Raw genomic sequence first — 15,651 nt, 5'->3', positions numbered from 1 at the left:
GAGGAAAAATGTGGGGGAAGGGAGGGACCCTTCTCCAGAAGGGTCCCTCCCTTCCCCCACATTTTTCCTCTTCCCGATCAACCTTTCTGCATCCCGCGACCGGCCATGAAAGCCGCATGGTTGAGATCCCAGAGCGCCGGCTTGCGCGAGATGCCCCTGAGGGCTTGCAGCCAGACGGCTTCGGGCACGACGTCGAAGGGCGGCAGGGTGCTGAGCACGCCGAGCATGGCTACGTTGGCGCAACGCCCTTTGGGGTCCCCGAGGTTGAGGGCGATGCTCAAAACGTCGACGCTCACGACCCGGTAGCCTTCAAGCTGGGCGGCGATGGCCTCGTCGGAAGGGTAGGCTTCGGGCTTCAGGCCGTGCGGCAGGATGCGGGTATCGGCCATGAGCACGGTCCCGCCGGGTTCCAGCAGATCGAGGAAGCCGGGGCGCAGCACTTCGGCCTTTTCCATGGCAATCAGGACGTTGGCGGTCCCGGGCACGAGCGCGGGGCTGAACACTTCGCCACAACCGAAGGTGCTGATCACCGGGCCGCCCATCTGCGCCATGCCGTGGGTTTCGCCTTTGAGGATGTTGCGGTCGTCGTACCCGGCGAGGAAGGCCACTTGCGCCAGCACCTTGCCGAAGAACAGGTTCCCCTGCCCGCCCACGCCGCGGATGGCGAGGGACAGGCGGGGAGGACGCCGGAAGGAATCGGCGGGAGGAACGTCGATGACCTCTGGAGCATGGGGAAGCGTGACGGTTTCGAGAGCCGTTTCCGTGTTGGAGCCCGCGACGGAAAGGGCCTTGAACGGGCACATCTGGAGACAGGCGGGCGTGCGGGATACGCAGCCGGAACAGAGGTTGTTCCAGCTGGGCGTGCCGTCTTCGGAGGCCTCGATGCCGGGGCAGATGTGGCAGCGTCCGCACTTGCGGCAAAGCTCCTTGTCCACGGCGAGCTTCTGCCCGTAGGCCGAGGCCGGGACTTTGCGGATGCATGTTCCCCGAATGATCAGGATGGCGAAGAGGCCTTCGGCGGCCAGCTTGAGCCCTTCTTCCACGCGGGCTTCGATTTCCGCCTTGTCGTAGGCGTCGGCGGTGATGACGTGTGCGCCTTGGCTCTTGAGGGCCTCGTCAAGCCGGAAGGCATTGGGCTGCCCGGCGAGGTTGCAGGGCGAGGACGGCGAAGGCTGTCCGCCGGTCATGGCGATCCATTCGTTGTCGAGCACAATCTTGAGGCCGGGGACTTGGCGGAACACCGTATTGCGGGTGGCGTCCATGCCGCTGTGGCATTCGGTGCCGTCGCCGATGATGCTTACGCAGCGGGCGGCGGCTTCGGGCTTCGAAAGGACATAGCCCATACGCATAGCCTCGCTCGCGCCCATGCACAGGTTCACGTCGAGGGCGTTGAGGCCCTTGATCAGCGTATTGCAGCCGATGTCGCCGAAAATGGCCTCAATGTCCCCGCGCTTGTGCAGTTTGCCGAGATGCAGGGCCGCGAGGCGGTAGGGGCATCCCGCGCAGATCATGGGGGGGCGGGGTACGGAAGGCGCGGGCGTCCCAGCCTTGGTTTCCCTGCCGAGGAACGCGGCGATGCGTTCGGGCGTCCATTCGGTCACGGGGCTGAGGGCGTCCTTGCCGCTGACGTCGAGCCCCGCCGCGAGGCAGGCTTCCTGTATGAAGCGGTAGCCGTCCTCAATAACGCTGACTTCACCCTTGATGGACGCGCAGAATGCCCGGATGCGCTCCATCGGCAGCGGGTTGGTAAAGGCTACTGAAAGGATGTCGAGATCGGGATCGAAGCGTTCCTTGTATTCACGCATGAGCAGGGTGGTCGCGCCGCAGGTGATGACCCCGCGCCGTCCCGCTCCCTTATAGTGGATGTTGAGGGGCGATTCCTCGACCATGCGGACGAGTCCGGGCATACGTTCCGCCATGACGGTATCGTAGGAGATGCGTGCCATGCCGGGCAGGGCGTGCTGGAGCGCGAGCGGGCCGACTTCGGCGAGCGGGCGCGTATGCTGTTCGGCGAGTTTGACCAGCCCTTCGCTGTGGCAGAGGAGCCCGCCCGCGAGGATGACGACCGGGGTGCGGTGCGTGCGCGAGATGTCAGCCGCCAGCCCTGCCGCCTCGTGCATTTCCTGATGCGTACGCGGCTCAAACACGGGTACGAAGCAGCTCTTGAAGAGGTAGCGGGGATCGATGACGTGCTGTGTGGAGCTTGGGGTAAAGTCGCTGGCGATGTAGTAGATGAGCGCTCCCTTGGGCTGCATGTAGCAGGAAACGCTGGTGAAGGCGTCGCAGGCCTGATAGAGGCCGGGGATTTTCATGGTGACGACGCAGTCGCGCCCGGCCATGGCGTGTCCCACGCCGACGCTGACGGCTACGGCTTCGTTTACGGACCAGCCCACTGTGATCCTGTCCTGTGCCTGCGACAGGCCCTTGTCGATGGCCTCCGTGCTTGGCGTGCCGGGATAACCGTCCGCCGCGTGGATACCCGCGCGCACGCAGCCGACCGCGAACGCGATGTTTCCTTGCAGGACTTTATTGGTTCCTGCGGCCTCGTCGCACAGTTGCTGGATTTCGTTCATGGCGTTTTCCTTTGGAAGGTTGGGAGGGATGCCTCCGGCGGCAAGGGGGGCGGCAGCCCCCCTTGACCCCCTGCCCGGGGGGCGAGCCGCCCCCCGGACCCCGGCAGTGCCGTTTCACTACGGTGAAACGGCTCCGTCGGCGTCAGGAGTTTCTCTTTTGGGATATTTTTCAATTGTTCCTTGGAGAAAGGCGGAATGCGCTGGTGTCGCATCGTCTTGCGTCAGGCACATTGTCGACGTCTTGCCTTTTGCCATTACCTTTATCGTTCTCTGTCTACAAGTAAACCTGTGAACAGGGATTCGATAAGGCCGAAAGTCTTGGGAGGGGGAGAGGGGGAGTTTGGAGGGGGGAAGACGACCGGATGGCGGCCTCCCCCCTCCAATTTTCGCCTCCTATCCTCTATCTCACGTTCATGTGCATTGGGCGCTCGCCGTCGAGGAACTGGAAAACTTGATCCACGGCGATGCGGCTCATCTTTTCGAGGGCTTCTTCGGTGAACGCGCCGACATGCGGCGAAAGGAGCACATTCGGCAGGGCGGCGAAGGGCATGGATGAGGGCGGCTCCTGCGAAAAGGCGTCGAGTACGGCCCCGCTGATGTGGCGGGCGGTGAGGGCGTCATAGAGGGCGCTTTCATCAACGATGCCGCCCCGTGCCATGTTGACGAGCACGGAGGAGGGCTTCATGAGCCCGAGTTCGCGGGTACCGATAAGGTTTTCGGTCTGCGGGGTGAGGGGGCAGTGGATACAGACGAAATCCGATTCGCGGAGCAGCGTGTCGAGATCACGGCGTTCGATATTCCGTTCGGCGGCGAAGGCTTCCGGCCAGTAGGGGTCGAAACCAGTGACGCGGCCTCCGAAACCTTGGGCGATGGACGCCACGCAGCGCCCGATGGCCCCCATGCCCACAATGCCGAATGTGCGCCCCTGCACTTCGCGCCCGAGGATGGCGCCTTGTTCCCATTTGCCGCCGCGCATCCCGGCATCGCAGCGCGGGACTTGTCGGAGCAGGCCGAGCAGCAGGGCGAAGGTGTGCTCCGCGACCGCCACGTCGTTGGCCCCGGGCGTGTTGCAGACGATGATGTCCCGGGCGACGGCGGCGGGTATGTCGATCATGTCGAGGCCCGCTCCGAGCTTGGCGACGCAGCGGAGGTTGGGCAGGGCGTCGAGCAGAGCGGCGTTGAGATGGAGATCGTTCCCGGAAATCACGATGTCCGCGCTCTGGAGGCGGCCCATGAAGGCGGGATCGTCCACAGCGCCGCCCCGGCAGTCCAGAACCTCCACATCCGGGCGGGCGGTCAGACGGTTGAGTTGTTCGTCGGAAAAGGCCGCGAAGGGGCGGGCTTCTAGGCAAATGGTATGCTTCTTCATCGGGCGTTCCTTTTTCCCGTTTATGGAAGACGTTGGGGAAAAGGGCTTCTCGCGCGCTCCCTGAGCCGGGGCGCGGGAGAAGCCCCCGGCGGCCATAGGGGGAAGCAGGCCGCCGGGTTGGGGTGTGGGAGGGCACAGGTTCGGTTTGAAAATGTTCTTGGATGCTACGTTGCGGACGGGGTTAAGCCCTGTCCGTGGGGCTTTCCTGTCCCACATGGAAGGGCTCCCTCCGCGCAGCCTCCCCACCAATCGAAAGTCTTGGGAAGGGTGGGGCGGTCGGGGGGAGGGATAACCTGTGCGGGTGTTCCCCGCTCTTCTGAGGGTTTTCCCTTCCCCGGCACGTCGCGTCTCCTCATCATCCGTCACACAAACGTGCTCAACGGCAGCCGGAAGAGATCCACGGCGTTGCTCTGGAAAACCTTGCGGCGATCCCCCGGAGCGAGATCGAGGGCGTCCACGGCGGCGATGGAGTCGCGGATGAGGCGCAGGCCTTTCTGGTTGCAGAAGGGGAGATCTGTGGCGAAGACGAGCTTGCCGATGCCCGCGAAATCCATGCCGCAGCGGAGCCCGGCGGGATAGCCGTTGTTGGCGGTGTCGTAGTACATGCGGCGGAAGTATTCGAGCGGCTTGTGGGGGAAGAGGATGTCCTTGTGCCCCATGCGCATCTCGTTGAAGTCGTCGTTCCACTCCATGCGCCCGGCAAGATAGGGGATGACGCCGCCGCAGTGGTGGGTGACGATCTTGAGGTTGGGGAAGCGTTCCATGACCCCGCCGTAGACCAGCCGGAACATCGCCATTGAGGAGGCCACGGGCCAGCCGAGCTTCGTCCACGCCCGGTAGCGCGAATTTTCCTCGCCGGGATAGTCGGGCAGGGCGGGCGAGCGCTTGGGATGGATAAGGATGGGCAGGTTGTAACGTTCCATCTTTTCGTAAATGGGGTATAGGGCCTCGGCGTCGAGCGGCATCCCGTTTACGTCGCTGTACATCTGGATGCCCCGCAGGCGGAGATCGCGGATGGCGCGGTCGATTTCCTTAAGGCTGGCGTCGAGATCGTTGAGCGGCAGGGCGGCGATGGCGGCGGCGAAGCGGTCGGGGTACTTTTCGACCAGTTCCGCCATTTCATCGTTGGCGAAGCGGCACAGATCCACGGCGACTTCGGGCGAGGCGACGGATTCCACCGTGGGGGCCGCCAGCGTGAGCACCTGCATGTAGCCTTCCACGCTGTCCATGAGCCGGAAACGGGCGTCGAGGTCGAGCAGTGTGGGGACCGTTTCGGCGTACCGGGACAGGTTGGAACTCATGTCGCGGTTGGGCACCTTTTGTTCGAGGACGGCCTGATACTTCTTGGGCAGGATGTGGTTGAAGGCGTCGATATACAACATGGACGGCTCCTTACATGTAGGGGTTGCTGCTGGCGTTGTAGAGCGTGTTCAGCGGGAAGCGCAGCGTGATGGCCCCGGACGGGCATTCCTGGCGGCAGGAACCGCACATCCAGCATTCTTCGGGATAGCGGATTTCCGCCTTTTTCTCGTCCTTGTTGTAGTAGATGACGTCCAGAGGGCAGGAGCGGTCGCATCTTCCGCAGCCTGTGCAGGTCTTCGTGTCGATCATGGCGGGCATGGATGGCCTCCGGAAAAGGGCTCCGTCGCCGGAGCGTTTGGCCCCGATGGGGGGGGGCGTACTGTGCGGAGCGGGGCCGCTGGGGGGCGGCCTTCCGCGTTGCTGTTACGCATACGGGTTGTCGGTGCGGCGGAGTTCGAGCTTGAGCCTGCCGTCGGATTCGGCGGAAATGACCACCTGTCCGAGGAAGCGTTCGTCGTCCTGCTCAGGGAAGTCCTCGCGGAAATGGCAGTTCCCGAACCGGCTTTCCTGCCGGTACAAGGCCGCGTCCACGGTGCAGCGTCCGATGGTGAGCAGGTTGTGGACTTCGTGGAGCCTGAGGAGATCGTGGAGATCCTTCGCGCCGACGAGCCCGCTGGCGGCCTGCACCTGTTCGAGCTTTTCCTTGGCGCGGAGCAGCTTCTTTTCGGTGCGGCAGGGGCCCGCGCCTTCGGTGAGGATGCGCTGGAGGGTCATTTCGAATTCCTTCCAGCCGATGGAGCGTTCGGGATCGAGGGGCGCGTAGACGCGCTCGTGGATACGCTGGATCTGGGCTTCGTCCGGTTCGGGGGCGGAGGCGAGGGAGGCGCAGTAGTGCGCGGCCATGCGTCCGGCATGGATGCCGCTGGTGACGGCCATGTGCAGGCTGCGGCACTGGTCGGCGCCGTTGCCGCCCGCGTAGAGGCCGGGCACGTTGGTGCCGCAGTCCTTGTTGATCTTGACGCCGCTGCCGCAGACTTCGTTGGGCCCGCCCTGCATACCTTCGGAGGTGTCCACCTCCATAGGGGTGGTGGTAAGGTCGATGCCGAGCTGTTCGAAGTAGTCCTTGAACGAATCCTTGTCGCAGGAAAGGGTGGCGATGAGATGCTTCTGGGCTTCGGGAGCGATGCCCCGGCAGTCCATGTACACGGGGCCGCGGCCTTCGCGCATTTCGTTGAGCACGCCCTGCACCATCTTGTAGCGGGGGCCCTTCATGCCGAGGGGGTGGTAACGGTCCATGAAGGCTTCACCCTTGGCGTTGATGAGCACGGCCCCCATGCCGGAGAGGGCGTTGAGCCCGGCGGCGTTGAAGCTGCGGGGCACCACGGTCATGCGCAGGAATTCGATGTTGGCGAGTTCCGCGCCCGCGCGCAGGCTCATGGCTTCGCCGTCGCCGGTGTCGGCGGGGCACATCCATGTGTTGAAGCTCATGCCGGAAGGGTTGCTGTAGAGGCGGTTGGTGCCGCCCGTGGAGATGATGACCGCCCCGGCGCGGATGATATGGAAATCGCCCGTGCGGATATCGAAGCCCGCCGCGCCGCAGACGGTACCGCCGTTGGTGAGCAGATCGGCGGTGACCACGCGGTCGAGCACGGCGCACCCGGCCTTGCGGGCGGCCTTGGCGAGGAGAGGCTTCATCCTCTTGCCGTTGAAGTTGATCCACCACGGGCCGGGCTGCCCGTAGGACTTGGTGCGGTAATAGGTGCCGTCGGGCTGGCGGAGGGTGCAGTTGATTTCTTCGAAACGCTTGAGCGCGTGGGGGAGTTCCTGACAGTACACGGAATCCACGACGTCGATGTTGGTCACGCCCCGGGCGCTTTTGCCGGTGAATTCGAGGTAGGCTTCGCGGGTGTCCCATTCCGCGCCGGTGTTCATATAGGCGAGGAAATGGTCGATGCCGCCCGCGATGTGTCCGCTGCGCTCAATGACGGCCTTGTCCATGACGATGACGGATCGGCCCTGCTCCCGGGCGGTGAGGGCCGCGTTGAGGCCGCACACGCCGCCGCCGATGATCAATATGTCCGCCTGATGACGATGGGTTTGCATCGCAATGGCTCCTTGTTTCTAGAGGTTGTTCAGGAAGGCGCGGATACGGCGCGCGCCCTCGGCGCAGTTTTCCGTGCTGGTGGCGTAGGAAATGCGGATATGGCCTTCGCCGGACGGGCCGAAGTCGTCGCCGGGCACGCAGGCCACAAGCTGCTCCTCAAGGAGGCGCTTGCAGAACGTCACCGAGTCGAGGCCTGTGTCGCGGTGGTCGATGAACAGGTAGAACGCGCCTTCTGGGTTGTTGAAACGGATGTTCGGCGCGCCGGTCAGCCCTTCGATGAGGACCTTGCGGCGTTCCTCAAAGGCTCTGCGCATGGTTTCCACGCATTCCTGCGGGCCGTTGAGGGCTTCGGCCCCGCCGTATTGGGCGAAGGAGGTCACGCTGAGCATGTAGTTCTGCTGGAGGCGGGCCAGGCGCTCGATGAGTTCCGGCGCGCCAGCCACGTAGCCGAGCCGCCAGCCGGTCATGGAATAGGTTTTGGATAGCGAGCCGACGAGGAGGGTGCGTTCGCGCATGTCGGGCTCGGCGGCCAGCGAACGGTGCCTGGCGTCGCCGTAGAGAAGGCGGTCATAGGCTTCGTCGCTGATGGCGAGCAGATCGTGCTTCTTCACGAAGTCGGCGGCGTCGCGCATTTCTTCTGCGGAGAAGACCTTGCCCGTGGGGTTGTTGGGGTTGTTGAAGATCATGAGCTTGGTCCGGTCGCTGACGGGTGCGCCGTCCCAGTCGTAGTCGGGTTCCTTGAGCACGTAGGGCACGGGTACGGCATGGAGCATGGGGATGCTCGAATAGTAGAGGAGGAAGCCCGGCGAGGGCACCAGCACCTCGTCGCCGGGATCGAGCAGGGCATGAGTGCAGAGCATGAGGGCTTCCTGCGCCCCGGCGGTGATCATGATTTCGGTCTTGGGATCGTAGTCCAGCCCGTTCTGGCGCTTGAGGTAGGCGGCCACGGCCTCGCGCATGGGCAGGATGCCCCGGTTGTGCGTATAGTGGACGAATCCCTTGGCCAGCGCGTCGTTGGCGGCGGCCTTGATGTGCTCGGGCGTGTCAAAGTCCGGGCGGCCAATGCTGAACACGAGCACTTCCTTTCCCTCACGGCGCAGGGCGTCCGCTGTCTGGGTGACGGAGCTGATGGAAGCGGACTTGAGGCCGTTGGCGATGCGTGAAAATCTTTGCGTGTCCATAAGGGTTCCTTTGCTGTTCCGGGCGGCCCCGGCGGGGCGTGCCGTTTTTAGGGAACGGCTTCCCGTTGCCGGGGGAGCCGTGCTCCGCAGGGGAGGCTCCTCCGGGGCCGCTTATGCCCGGAATGGGGTTGCGTGGTTGAAGCCGGGGCCCTGCGGAGGCCGCATTCCCGCAGGGAGTCCCCGGCGGCTAGGCTTCGGATTCGGCGGGCGAGTTGCCGGCATCCTTGTTGATCTTCCAGATGGCGAACCCGGTGAAGCCGTAGGTGAGGGAGAAGATGGGGACGATCCAGTTGACGAAGGCATAGGGGATATACTGCATGGCGTCGATCTTGAGGACGCCGACGATGAAGAAAGCGGCCATGGAGTACGGCACCAGCGCGATGCCGAGGGTGACGGCGTCTTCAAGCGTCCGCGAGAGGACCCGCGACTGGATGTCCATGTCGCGGAACTTCTTTTCAAAGGCGCGGGCCGGGACGATGATGGAGAGCATGCCGTTGCCCGTGCCGATGGTCATGAGGTAGCAGGAAACCAGCGTGGCGAGGATGAGCCCGCCGGGGGAGGTCACGGAGCGGGTCATGCGGTCCACGACCACGCCGAGCGCTCCGGTACCTTCGAGGATGCCGCCGAGCGTCATGGCGATGAGCAGCAGGAAGACCACGAAGGACATGCTGGTCAGGCCGCCTCGGGAGAGGATCTTGTCCACGAGCGGGTGCCCGGTCTGGGAAACGTAGCCGTCGGTGGCGGCCTTGAACATGCCCTTTACGGTCATGCCGTCTTGAATGACGAAGGCGCAGACCACGCCGACGAGGATGGCGATGACGAGCGTGGGCAGCGGCGGGATGCCCCGGATGGCGAGGGCCACCAGCACGATGGGCGGCAGGGCGAGGAGGAACGAGCGGTTGAAGTTGGCTGAGAGGGCGTCGGTGATCGGAGTCAGATCGGGCATGGCTCCGCCGCTGTAGTTGAGCCCGAGGTACCAGTAGAGGCCGAGGGCCACGAGGGTGGCGGGCACGGTGGTGTAGAGCATGGAGCCGATGTGGGAAAAAATGTTGGTCCCGGTGATGCCCGAGGCGAGGTTGGTGGTGTCGGAAACCGGGGACATCTTGTCGCCGAAGTACGCGCCGGACACGATGGCCCCGGCGGTGAGCCCGGTGGGGAAGCCGAGGGCCTCGCCCACGCCGAGCAGGGCCAGGCCCGCCGTGCCGATGGTCCCGAAGGAGGTGCCGGTCATGAGCGAGAAGACCGCGCAGATGAGCACCGTGCTGACGAGGAACATGGAGGGCGAGAGGAGCTTCAGGCCCCAGTAGAGGAACAGGGGGATGACACCGGCCTGAATCCAGACCCCGATGAGCGTGCCCACGAGGAAGAGGATACAGGTGACGATGATGATGCGGTGCACGCCGTTGACGATACAGGCTTCAACCTCTTTCCAGGTGAACCCCGCCATGATGCTGAGGAGCGAGGCCGTGATGGTGGCGAGCATCAGCGGCACGAGGAACCCCACGCGCAGGACGAGCCCGCCGAGAAGGATGACCAGAATGGGAAGGAAGATAATCGCCAGAGCCATACCGAAGCTTACGGTCTTCTTGTCGTTCATGCCGGCTTTCCTTATGCGGATGGGCGAATGGACGAGAGCCCATTGACGGAGAACTGCGGGGGAAGTCCCCGGAGGCTGTTTTCCAGGTTGCCGATGGCCTGACGGATCAGGCGTGCGAACGCCGCGCGGGTGACGCCCGCGAGGTGGGGAGAGAACAGCACCCGGCGGCGCGCTTCCGGAGAAAGCCGGAGCAGGGGATTGCCGGGCGAAGGGATTTCACTTTCAAAGTTGTCGATGGCCGCGCCTCGGATGACGCCGCGTTCGAGGGCGGCGGCAAGGGCCGTTTCGTCCACGATGCCGCCGCGCGCCGCGTTGACGAGGATCGCGCCGGGCTTCATGGAAGCGAGCCGCGCCGCGTCCACAAGGCCGCGCGTGGCGTCCATGAGCGGGCAGTGCAGGGTGACGATGTCGCTGACGGCGAACAGTTCGTCGAGATTGACGCGCCGGATGCCGTGCTCCTGCGCGAAATCCTCGGGCCAGAAGACGTCGGAGGCCACGACCGTTGCCCCGAAGGCCGCAAGGCGGGGGGCCAGCGCCCGGCCGATGCCGCCGAGCCCGACGATGCCCACGGTGGCGCCGAACAGTTCGCAGGCGCCCCGGTCGAGGATGCGTTCCCGTGCCTGCGCATAGGCGCCGGACTTGATGGTCTCGTCCGCGTAGGCCAGCTCGCGCTGGAGGCAGATCACCGCCCCGATGACGTGCTCTGCCACGGTGATCGCGTTTTGTGCCGGTGAGTTGCACACGATGAGGCCGAGCTTCGCCGCCGCCGCGTGGTCCACGCTGTCGAATCCGGCCCCTGCCGTCTGGATGATGCGCACGGAGCCGAGCCGGGCCAGCAGATCGGCGTCGAGGCGGGGGTGCGAAGGCGGCATGAAGAGGCCTTCAATGCCCGCAGAGGCCTCCGCGATGGCGTCTGGCCTGTAGTCGGCAAGAAAAGCAAGTCCGCCGGGAATCTCCACGCCGCTTTCCTCGAAACGCGACTTGGGGAGCAGACTGAGCATATGAGTCATTGTATCCTCCCTGGAGCGGAATTTCCTTGAAACGGTGCCGTTTCAAAGACGGCATTCCGTGGGAAACGGTTTCCCCGGAATCCATGCGGCATTGCGGCGCGCCGGACCCGCGTCCGGCGTGAGGGCTTCTTGTTGCAGAAGGTCCTTACGATGCCGGATGGCGCAACATCCCTCTTCTCCATGAACCGATGCGGGCATGGAGATACGGATTGGTAAAGGCTTTGGGGAGAGGCGATACAGGATAGCAGCAAAAGGCTTCCTGTTTCCAGCATATCGCTATTCCGTTCATGCAAGTGGAGAACGAATACAGATATGCATATATGTATTTTTTAATATATCCGTTCCGTTTCATACTATGGACAGTGCGATACGAAGGCACATCCATACGGAAGAGCAACGGAAGCCTGATGACGCGTTACTGGGCCATTGAGAGACACATGTGTTTCTTTTTGTATTTGATATAACAAGTTCCGTGCCATGTATAAAAACTGTTTTATTTTTGGTGATTACAAGAAAAGACTTTTGGGATGTGACAATATGCGGAAAATAAGCCTATAATCCGGCGCAGAAATCGGACTATAGGCCGATAGGGAGGATTATATGCCGGATGCGTATCAGGATAGTGTTTTTTTTCACAAATCCACACGGATTCTGGCCATGCCGGACGTCAGGGAATCGCTCATCGCGTTCTACAAGCTCCTGAAAGAGACGTTCCCGCTGGAAGGGATGGTCATGCACCATTTTCTGCCTTCCTCGCAGTCCCTGCTGGAACTCCATTTCATCCACGACGGCGGCATCCACTTCCTCGGGCGGTTCATTCCGTTTTCCCGCGAGCAGACCATGTTTCTTAGGGCCTTTTCGCTGACCGGGGGCGTCAATGCCATCCCCAACAGCCAGGAAGTCCGGACCGCCGAGAGCGTGAACAACGACTTGCGGGAGTTCATCGAAAACAGGCCGAGAGCGCATCTGGTTTGTTGCCTCAAGGGGGCGGGTGCGCCGCTCGGGCTGTTGCGGCTCATTGGGACGGAGGTGGGGTGTTTCACGGAGGAGCATGAGCGGAGGCTGGGCCTGCTGGCGATTCCCTTGAGCTTCGCGCTGGTCAAGGTGCTCCGTGAGGAGGAGGTGCAGCGGTTCTTCTCCGCGCACGGCTACGATACGCCCTCGCAGTCGCCACACGAGGACGACGCGCCCGCCGAGCTCATAGGCACTTCGGGCGGGCTCAGGAACGTCATGGAAACGGTGCGCAAGCTGTCGGGGACCGATGCGCCGGTGCTGATCCTCGGGGAAACCGGCACGGGCAAGGAGCTTGTCGCCAACGCGATCCAAGCCAGATCGCAGCGCGTGGGCAAGCCCTTCATCAAGGTCAATTGCGGGGCCATCCCTGAGACGCTCATGGACAGCACGTTGTTCGGGCATGAGAAAGGGGCCTTCACCGGGGCGCATTGCGCTGTGGGGGGCAAATTTGAGCTGGCCAACGGCGGCACGCTGTTTCTCGACGAGCTCGGGGAGCTTTCCCTTCAGGCGCAGGTGCGGCTCCTGCGGACCCTTCAGAACCATGTGGTCGAGCGTGTGGGCAGCACGACTTCCATTCCGGTGGATGTTCGGATCATAGCGGCAACGAACCGAGATCTGCACAAGATGCTGCGCGAGGGTACGTTCCGCGAGGATCTCTATCACCGCTTGAATGTGTTTACCATTTCCGTCCCCCCGCTGCGTGAGCGGCTGCAGGATCTGCTCCCGCTGGCCCGGCACTTTATCGACAAGGCCACGCGCCGCCTGGGATTGCCCCCTATTTCCGGCATCGAACCGGATTCGGCGGAACGGCTCCTCCAATATGACTGGCCCGGCAACGTCCGGGAACTGGAAAACCTCGTGGAGCGGGCGGTGATTCTGGATTACAACAGCAAGCTCAAGCTCGATCGCTATCTCCAGCCCGTTCTGGAACGTGCCGTTCCCGGACGTTCCGCGCCGGAGCATGGCGAGGCGCTTGAGGGGCGGGTGCGGGAACTGGTGCGGCGCTGTTTTGCGGAGTGGATGGAAAAGGGGATGCCGCCGGAAGCGGGGGGGCCCGTTCCGTCTCGCTCGGGCCGGGAGCACAGGCCGGACAACGCCGCCGGACGTGGTGAGGCGCGCCTATCCGAGAAGACGGGAGCGGCGTCTGTGGGGGCGGCATCAGGCTTTCCGGAATTTCGGAGCGAAGCAGCGCTTCGTTCACTGGATGACGTGGTACGCGAACATATCGAGGCCGCCCTAGACCGTACGGGCGGGAAGATCCACGGCCCGAGAGGCGCGGGTGAACTACTCGGGGTGCATCCGGATACGTTGCGCAAGAAGATGAAGAAAATGGGCATCGTCAGGCCGTCGGGCCGACGTGAGGGCAGATGAGTTTCTGGAAGGATATAGAGGCAGCTGGGAAGGAGGAGTTTTTTCAGCAACGCTCTCCTCTCCAACTGCCGGCGTAGTTCGCGCCTGCCTCGCCCTTTCCAAAGGCTTTTGTGTTCATTGTTATCTTTTGGAATATGGCACTCGCAAAATGGAAATGCTCTAAGTGGGATTCCGCTCAGTTTTCCCCGGAATAAGGCCACGTTTGCGTAACTTGCTGGTGCTCCCTTCTTTTGCCTTCAATCCGAAGGGACTCCCCGCACGACCCGCTCCCTCCGTCCGGGGGTGCAAGGGGAATCATTCCCCTGCCGGGGGAGTCTGAGGGGGCGAGGAGCCCCCTCAGCTTTTCTCCTCTACAGCAGCCCAAGCGGTACGGCGATAGCGAACATGACGAGGGTCATGACCACGACCCAGACCACGGAAATGAGGCACCCGGGCTTGAACATGTCGAACATCCTGTAATATCCGGCGGGGTAGGTCACCAGCGGGACCGCATCAAGCGGCAGCAGGAATGCCGCCGACACGCTGAAGCCCATCGGTATGGCAAGGACGGCGGGGTTGACGCCCATGGTCCCGGCAAGGGCCGCCAGCGCGGGGAGGAGTACGGCGACGATGGCGGTGTTCACCGGGATGAGCAGGTGGATAACCACGGTAAACAGGGAAATCACCGCTATAACACCTGCAAGCGGCATACCTGCGACGCCGCCGAGACAGGCATGGGCGATCCACGCCGCGCCGCCCGTTTCCCAGATAGCCATGCCGAGGGCGTTGGACGCGCCGATCAGCATGAGGCTGTCCCATCCGATCCGGCCCTTGTCCTGTTCCCATGTGAGCAGTTCGACGGCCGGGAGCGAGAAGATCGCGCAGCCGATGACCGCCGCCACGGGCAGCGGGATGCCGTGCAGCTTTTCCGTGCTCCAGAGGATGAAGTTCACGGCCAGCACGGCGATGAACACGCTTTCCCTCCGCCCAAGCCCGCCGAGTCCGGCGTATTCCCGCTCCACGAGATCCATGCCCGCGAGTCGCCCGATTTCCGGGGGGAAGGCCCGGATGACGAGCCACCACGCCAGCGGCGTGAGCACGAGGACCATGGGCATCCCGATAGCCGTCCACTCGAAGAACCCGATGTGCACGCCGGCGGTGCTCTGGAGGAGGCTTATGGTCAGCATGTTCATGGCGCTTCCCGCCGGGGTGCCGACGCCGCCGATGAGGCAGGCGATGGACAGCCCGAGCATAACCGCCTTGCCGAAATTGCTGGTTCCCTTCACACAGCCGTTTTTTTCGAGCAGCAGGACAGCCACGGGCAGCATCATGGCGACGACGGGTATGTCCGCGAGGATGGTGGAGAGCAGCGCGCAGACCATCATCAGGAGCAGCAGGAGGCGCACCGGGGAACCCTTGGATCGCAGGCTCGTCCACAGGACGATGCGGCGGCTCAGGCCGGAGTTCTGGAAGGCGATGGCGATGCAGAACATGGCGAACACGAAGAAGATCGTCGGCGTGGCGAACAGTTGCATCATCTTGGGCAGAGGCAGGATGCCCGCCACGGCGGGCAGTACGGCGAACAGCACGGAGGCGACGGCGACGGGCAGTATCTCGAATACCCATATCAGTACGGCGGCGAACATCATGGCGATGGCCCGCTTGCCGTTGGGTGACAGCCCGTCGGGGCATGGAAGGGAAACCAGCAGAAAATATCCCAGAAGGATGGCAAGGCCGATGCAGCCTTTTCGCAGGGAAGTGGTCATGTTGGCGTCCTTGTAGCAGGGCTGCCGATATTTGTGAAAACAATAACGCAACCCGCGCGTTGATGGCAAGATGGTGTAAAAATGAACCACTCAATAAATGCAAACCGATGCAGCCGCCTGTCCCGCGCGGCGGGGGTAGGCCCAGGGGCTCCGCCCCTGGGAACCCCGGCAGAGGCGCTGCCTCTACACTCCGCAAGGCGCGAGCCGCCCCTTGACCCAGCGGTTTGCCGCCGAAGAAAACGCTTGGAGGGATAGTGAAGGATGGGGGGTATTCTCGGTGGCGCAAAGGAAGGTCTTTTTCCACTTTATATCGGAACGGACTCCCTGCGCGCCGCCTCCCCACCAGTCGAAAGTCTTGGGAAGGTGGGAGGTGGGGGTCCGGGGG

The 15,651-nt window shown here is 63.4% G+C and carries 11 protein-coding genes; 1 reads left to right on the top strand and 10 read right to left on the bottom strand.

Annotation, left to right across the window (positions count from 1 at the left end):
* Window positions 1–77 precede the first annotated feature (77 nt).
* The 8 genes from T370_RS0118060 to T370_RS0118025 all read right to left on the bottom strand — a co-directional run bounded on the left by T370_RS0118060 (window position 78) and on the right by T370_RS0118025 (window position 11,136).
* Window positions 78–2,573, bottom strand: coding sequence for a 2-oxoacid:acceptor oxidoreductase family protein (locus T370_RS0118060; protein WP_029436574.1), 2,496 nt, complete (start codon window positions 2,571–2,573; stop codon window positions 78–80).
* 400 nt (window positions 2,574–2,973) lie between these two features.
* Window positions 2,974–3,942 carry a hydroxyacid dehydrogenase gene (locus T370_RS0118055; RefSeq protein ID WP_029436573.1) on the bottom strand — a complete coding sequence of 323 codons (969 nt, stop codon included), beginning with the start codon at window positions 3,940–3,942 and terminating at the stop codon, window positions 2,974–2,976.
* Between the two features lie 362 nt (window positions 3,943–4,304).
* Complete coding sequence (locus tag T370_RS0118050) at window positions 4,305–5,324, bottom strand: amidohydrolase family protein (protein ID WP_029436572.1); 1,020 nt, start codon at window positions 5,322–5,324, stop codon at window positions 4,305–4,307.
* A 10-nt stretch (window positions 5,325–5,334) separates the two neighbouring features.
* Window positions 5,335–5,562, bottom strand: a complete 228-nt coding sequence (locus T370_RS0118045; RefSeq protein ID WP_005024738.1) for a 4Fe-4S dicluster domain-containing protein — start codon at window positions 5,560–5,562, stop codon at window positions 5,335–5,337.
* 105 nt (window positions 5,563–5,667) lie between these two features.
* Entirely contained in the window at window positions 5,668–7,347 is a 1,680-nt protein-coding gene (locus tag T370_RS0118040) for an FAD-binding protein (RefSeq protein ID WP_029436571.1), read from the bottom strand.
* 18 nt (window positions 7,348–7,365) lie between these two features.
* Window positions 7,366–8,529, bottom strand: coding sequence for a pyridoxal phosphate-dependent aminotransferase (locus T370_RS0118035; RefSeq protein WP_005024736.1), 1,164 nt, complete (start codon window positions 8,527–8,529; stop codon window positions 7,366–7,368).
* Between the two features lie 187 nt (window positions 8,530–8,716).
* On the bottom strand, window positions 8,717–10,126 hold the full coding sequence (nhaC, locus tag T370_RS0118030; protein ID WP_029436570.1) for a Na+/H+ antiporter NhaC: 1,410 nt from the start codon (window positions 10,124–10,126) through the stop codon (window positions 8,717–8,719).
* Window positions 10,127–10,137: 11 nt separating this feature from the next.
* On the bottom strand, window positions 10,138–11,136 hold the full coding sequence (locus tag T370_RS0118025) for an NAD(P)-dependent oxidoreductase (RefSeq protein ID WP_029436569.1): 999 nt from the start codon (window positions 11,134–11,136) through the stop codon (window positions 10,138–10,140).
* 657 nt (window positions 11,137–11,793) lie between these two features.
* On the opposite strand from T370_RS0118025, the gene T370_RS0118020 reads away from it, so the two are divergent.
* Window positions 11,794–13,521, top strand: coding sequence for a sigma-54 interaction domain-containing protein (locus T370_RS0118020; protein WP_248604283.1), 1,728 nt, complete (start codon window positions 11,794–11,796; stop codon window positions 13,519–13,521).
* Window positions 13,522–13,871: 350 nt separating this feature from the next.
* Here the strand turns inward: T370_RS0118020 and T370_RS0118015 are convergent, their stop codons facing one another.
* Window positions 13,872–15,266: an SLC13 family permease gene (locus T370_RS0118015; RefSeq protein ID WP_029436567.1), complete on the bottom strand. Its 1,395-nt coding sequence runs from the start codon at window positions 15,264–15,266 to the stop codon at window positions 13,872–13,874.
* 183 nt (window positions 15,267–15,449) lie between these two features.
* On the bottom strand, window positions 15,450–15,651 hold a 202-nt coding region (locus tag T370_RS25760), incomplete at its 5' end, for a hypothetical protein (protein ID WP_211250533.1).

The organism is Bilophila wadsworthia ATCC 49260 (assembly GCF_000701705.1).
Classification (GTDB): domain Bacteria; phylum Desulfobacterota; class Desulfovibrionia; order Desulfovibrionales; family Desulfovibrionaceae; genus Bilophila; species Bilophila wadsworthia.
Note: the sequence above shows the minus strand (reverse complement) of the source record. Positions and strands in the feature narration are given on the sequence as shown.

Coding starts and splice junctions, on each gene's coding strand:
- T370_RS0118060 (WP_029436574.1), bottom strand. CDS start 2,573: ATGAACGAAATCCAGCAACTGTGCGACGAGGCCGCAGGAACCAATAAA.
- T370_RS0118055 (WP_029436573.1), bottom strand. CDS start 3,942: ATGAAGAAGCATACCATTTGCCTAGAAGCCCGCCCCTTCGCGGCCTTT.
- T370_RS0118050 (WP_029436572.1), bottom strand. CDS start 5,324: ATGTTGTATATCGACGCCTTCAACCACATCCTGCCCAAGAAGTATCAG.
- T370_RS0118045 (WP_005024738.1), bottom strand. CDS start 5,562: ATGCCCGCCATGATCGACACGAAGACCTGCACAGGCTGCGGAAGATGC.
- T370_RS0118040 (WP_029436571.1), bottom strand. CDS start 7,347: ATGCAAACCCATCGTCATCAGGCGGACATATTGATCATCGGCGGCGGC.
- T370_RS0118035 (WP_005024736.1), bottom strand. CDS start 8,529: ATGGACACGCAAAGATTTTCACGCATCGCCAACGGCCTCAAGTCCGCT.
- nhaC (WP_029436570.1), bottom strand. CDS start 10,126: ATGAACGACAAGAAGACCGTAAGCTTCGGTATGGCTCTGGCGATTATC.
- T370_RS0118025 (WP_029436569.1), bottom strand. CDS start 11,136: ATGACTCATATGCTCAGTCTGCTCCCCAAGTCGCGTTTCGAGGAAAGC.
- T370_RS0118020 (WP_248604283.1), top strand. CDS start 11,794: ATGCCGGACGTCAGGGAATCGCTCATCGCGTTCTACAAGCTCCTGAAA.
- T370_RS0118015 (WP_029436567.1), bottom strand. CDS start 15,266: ATGACCACTTCCCTGCGAAAAGGCTGCATCGGCCTTGCCATCCTTCTG.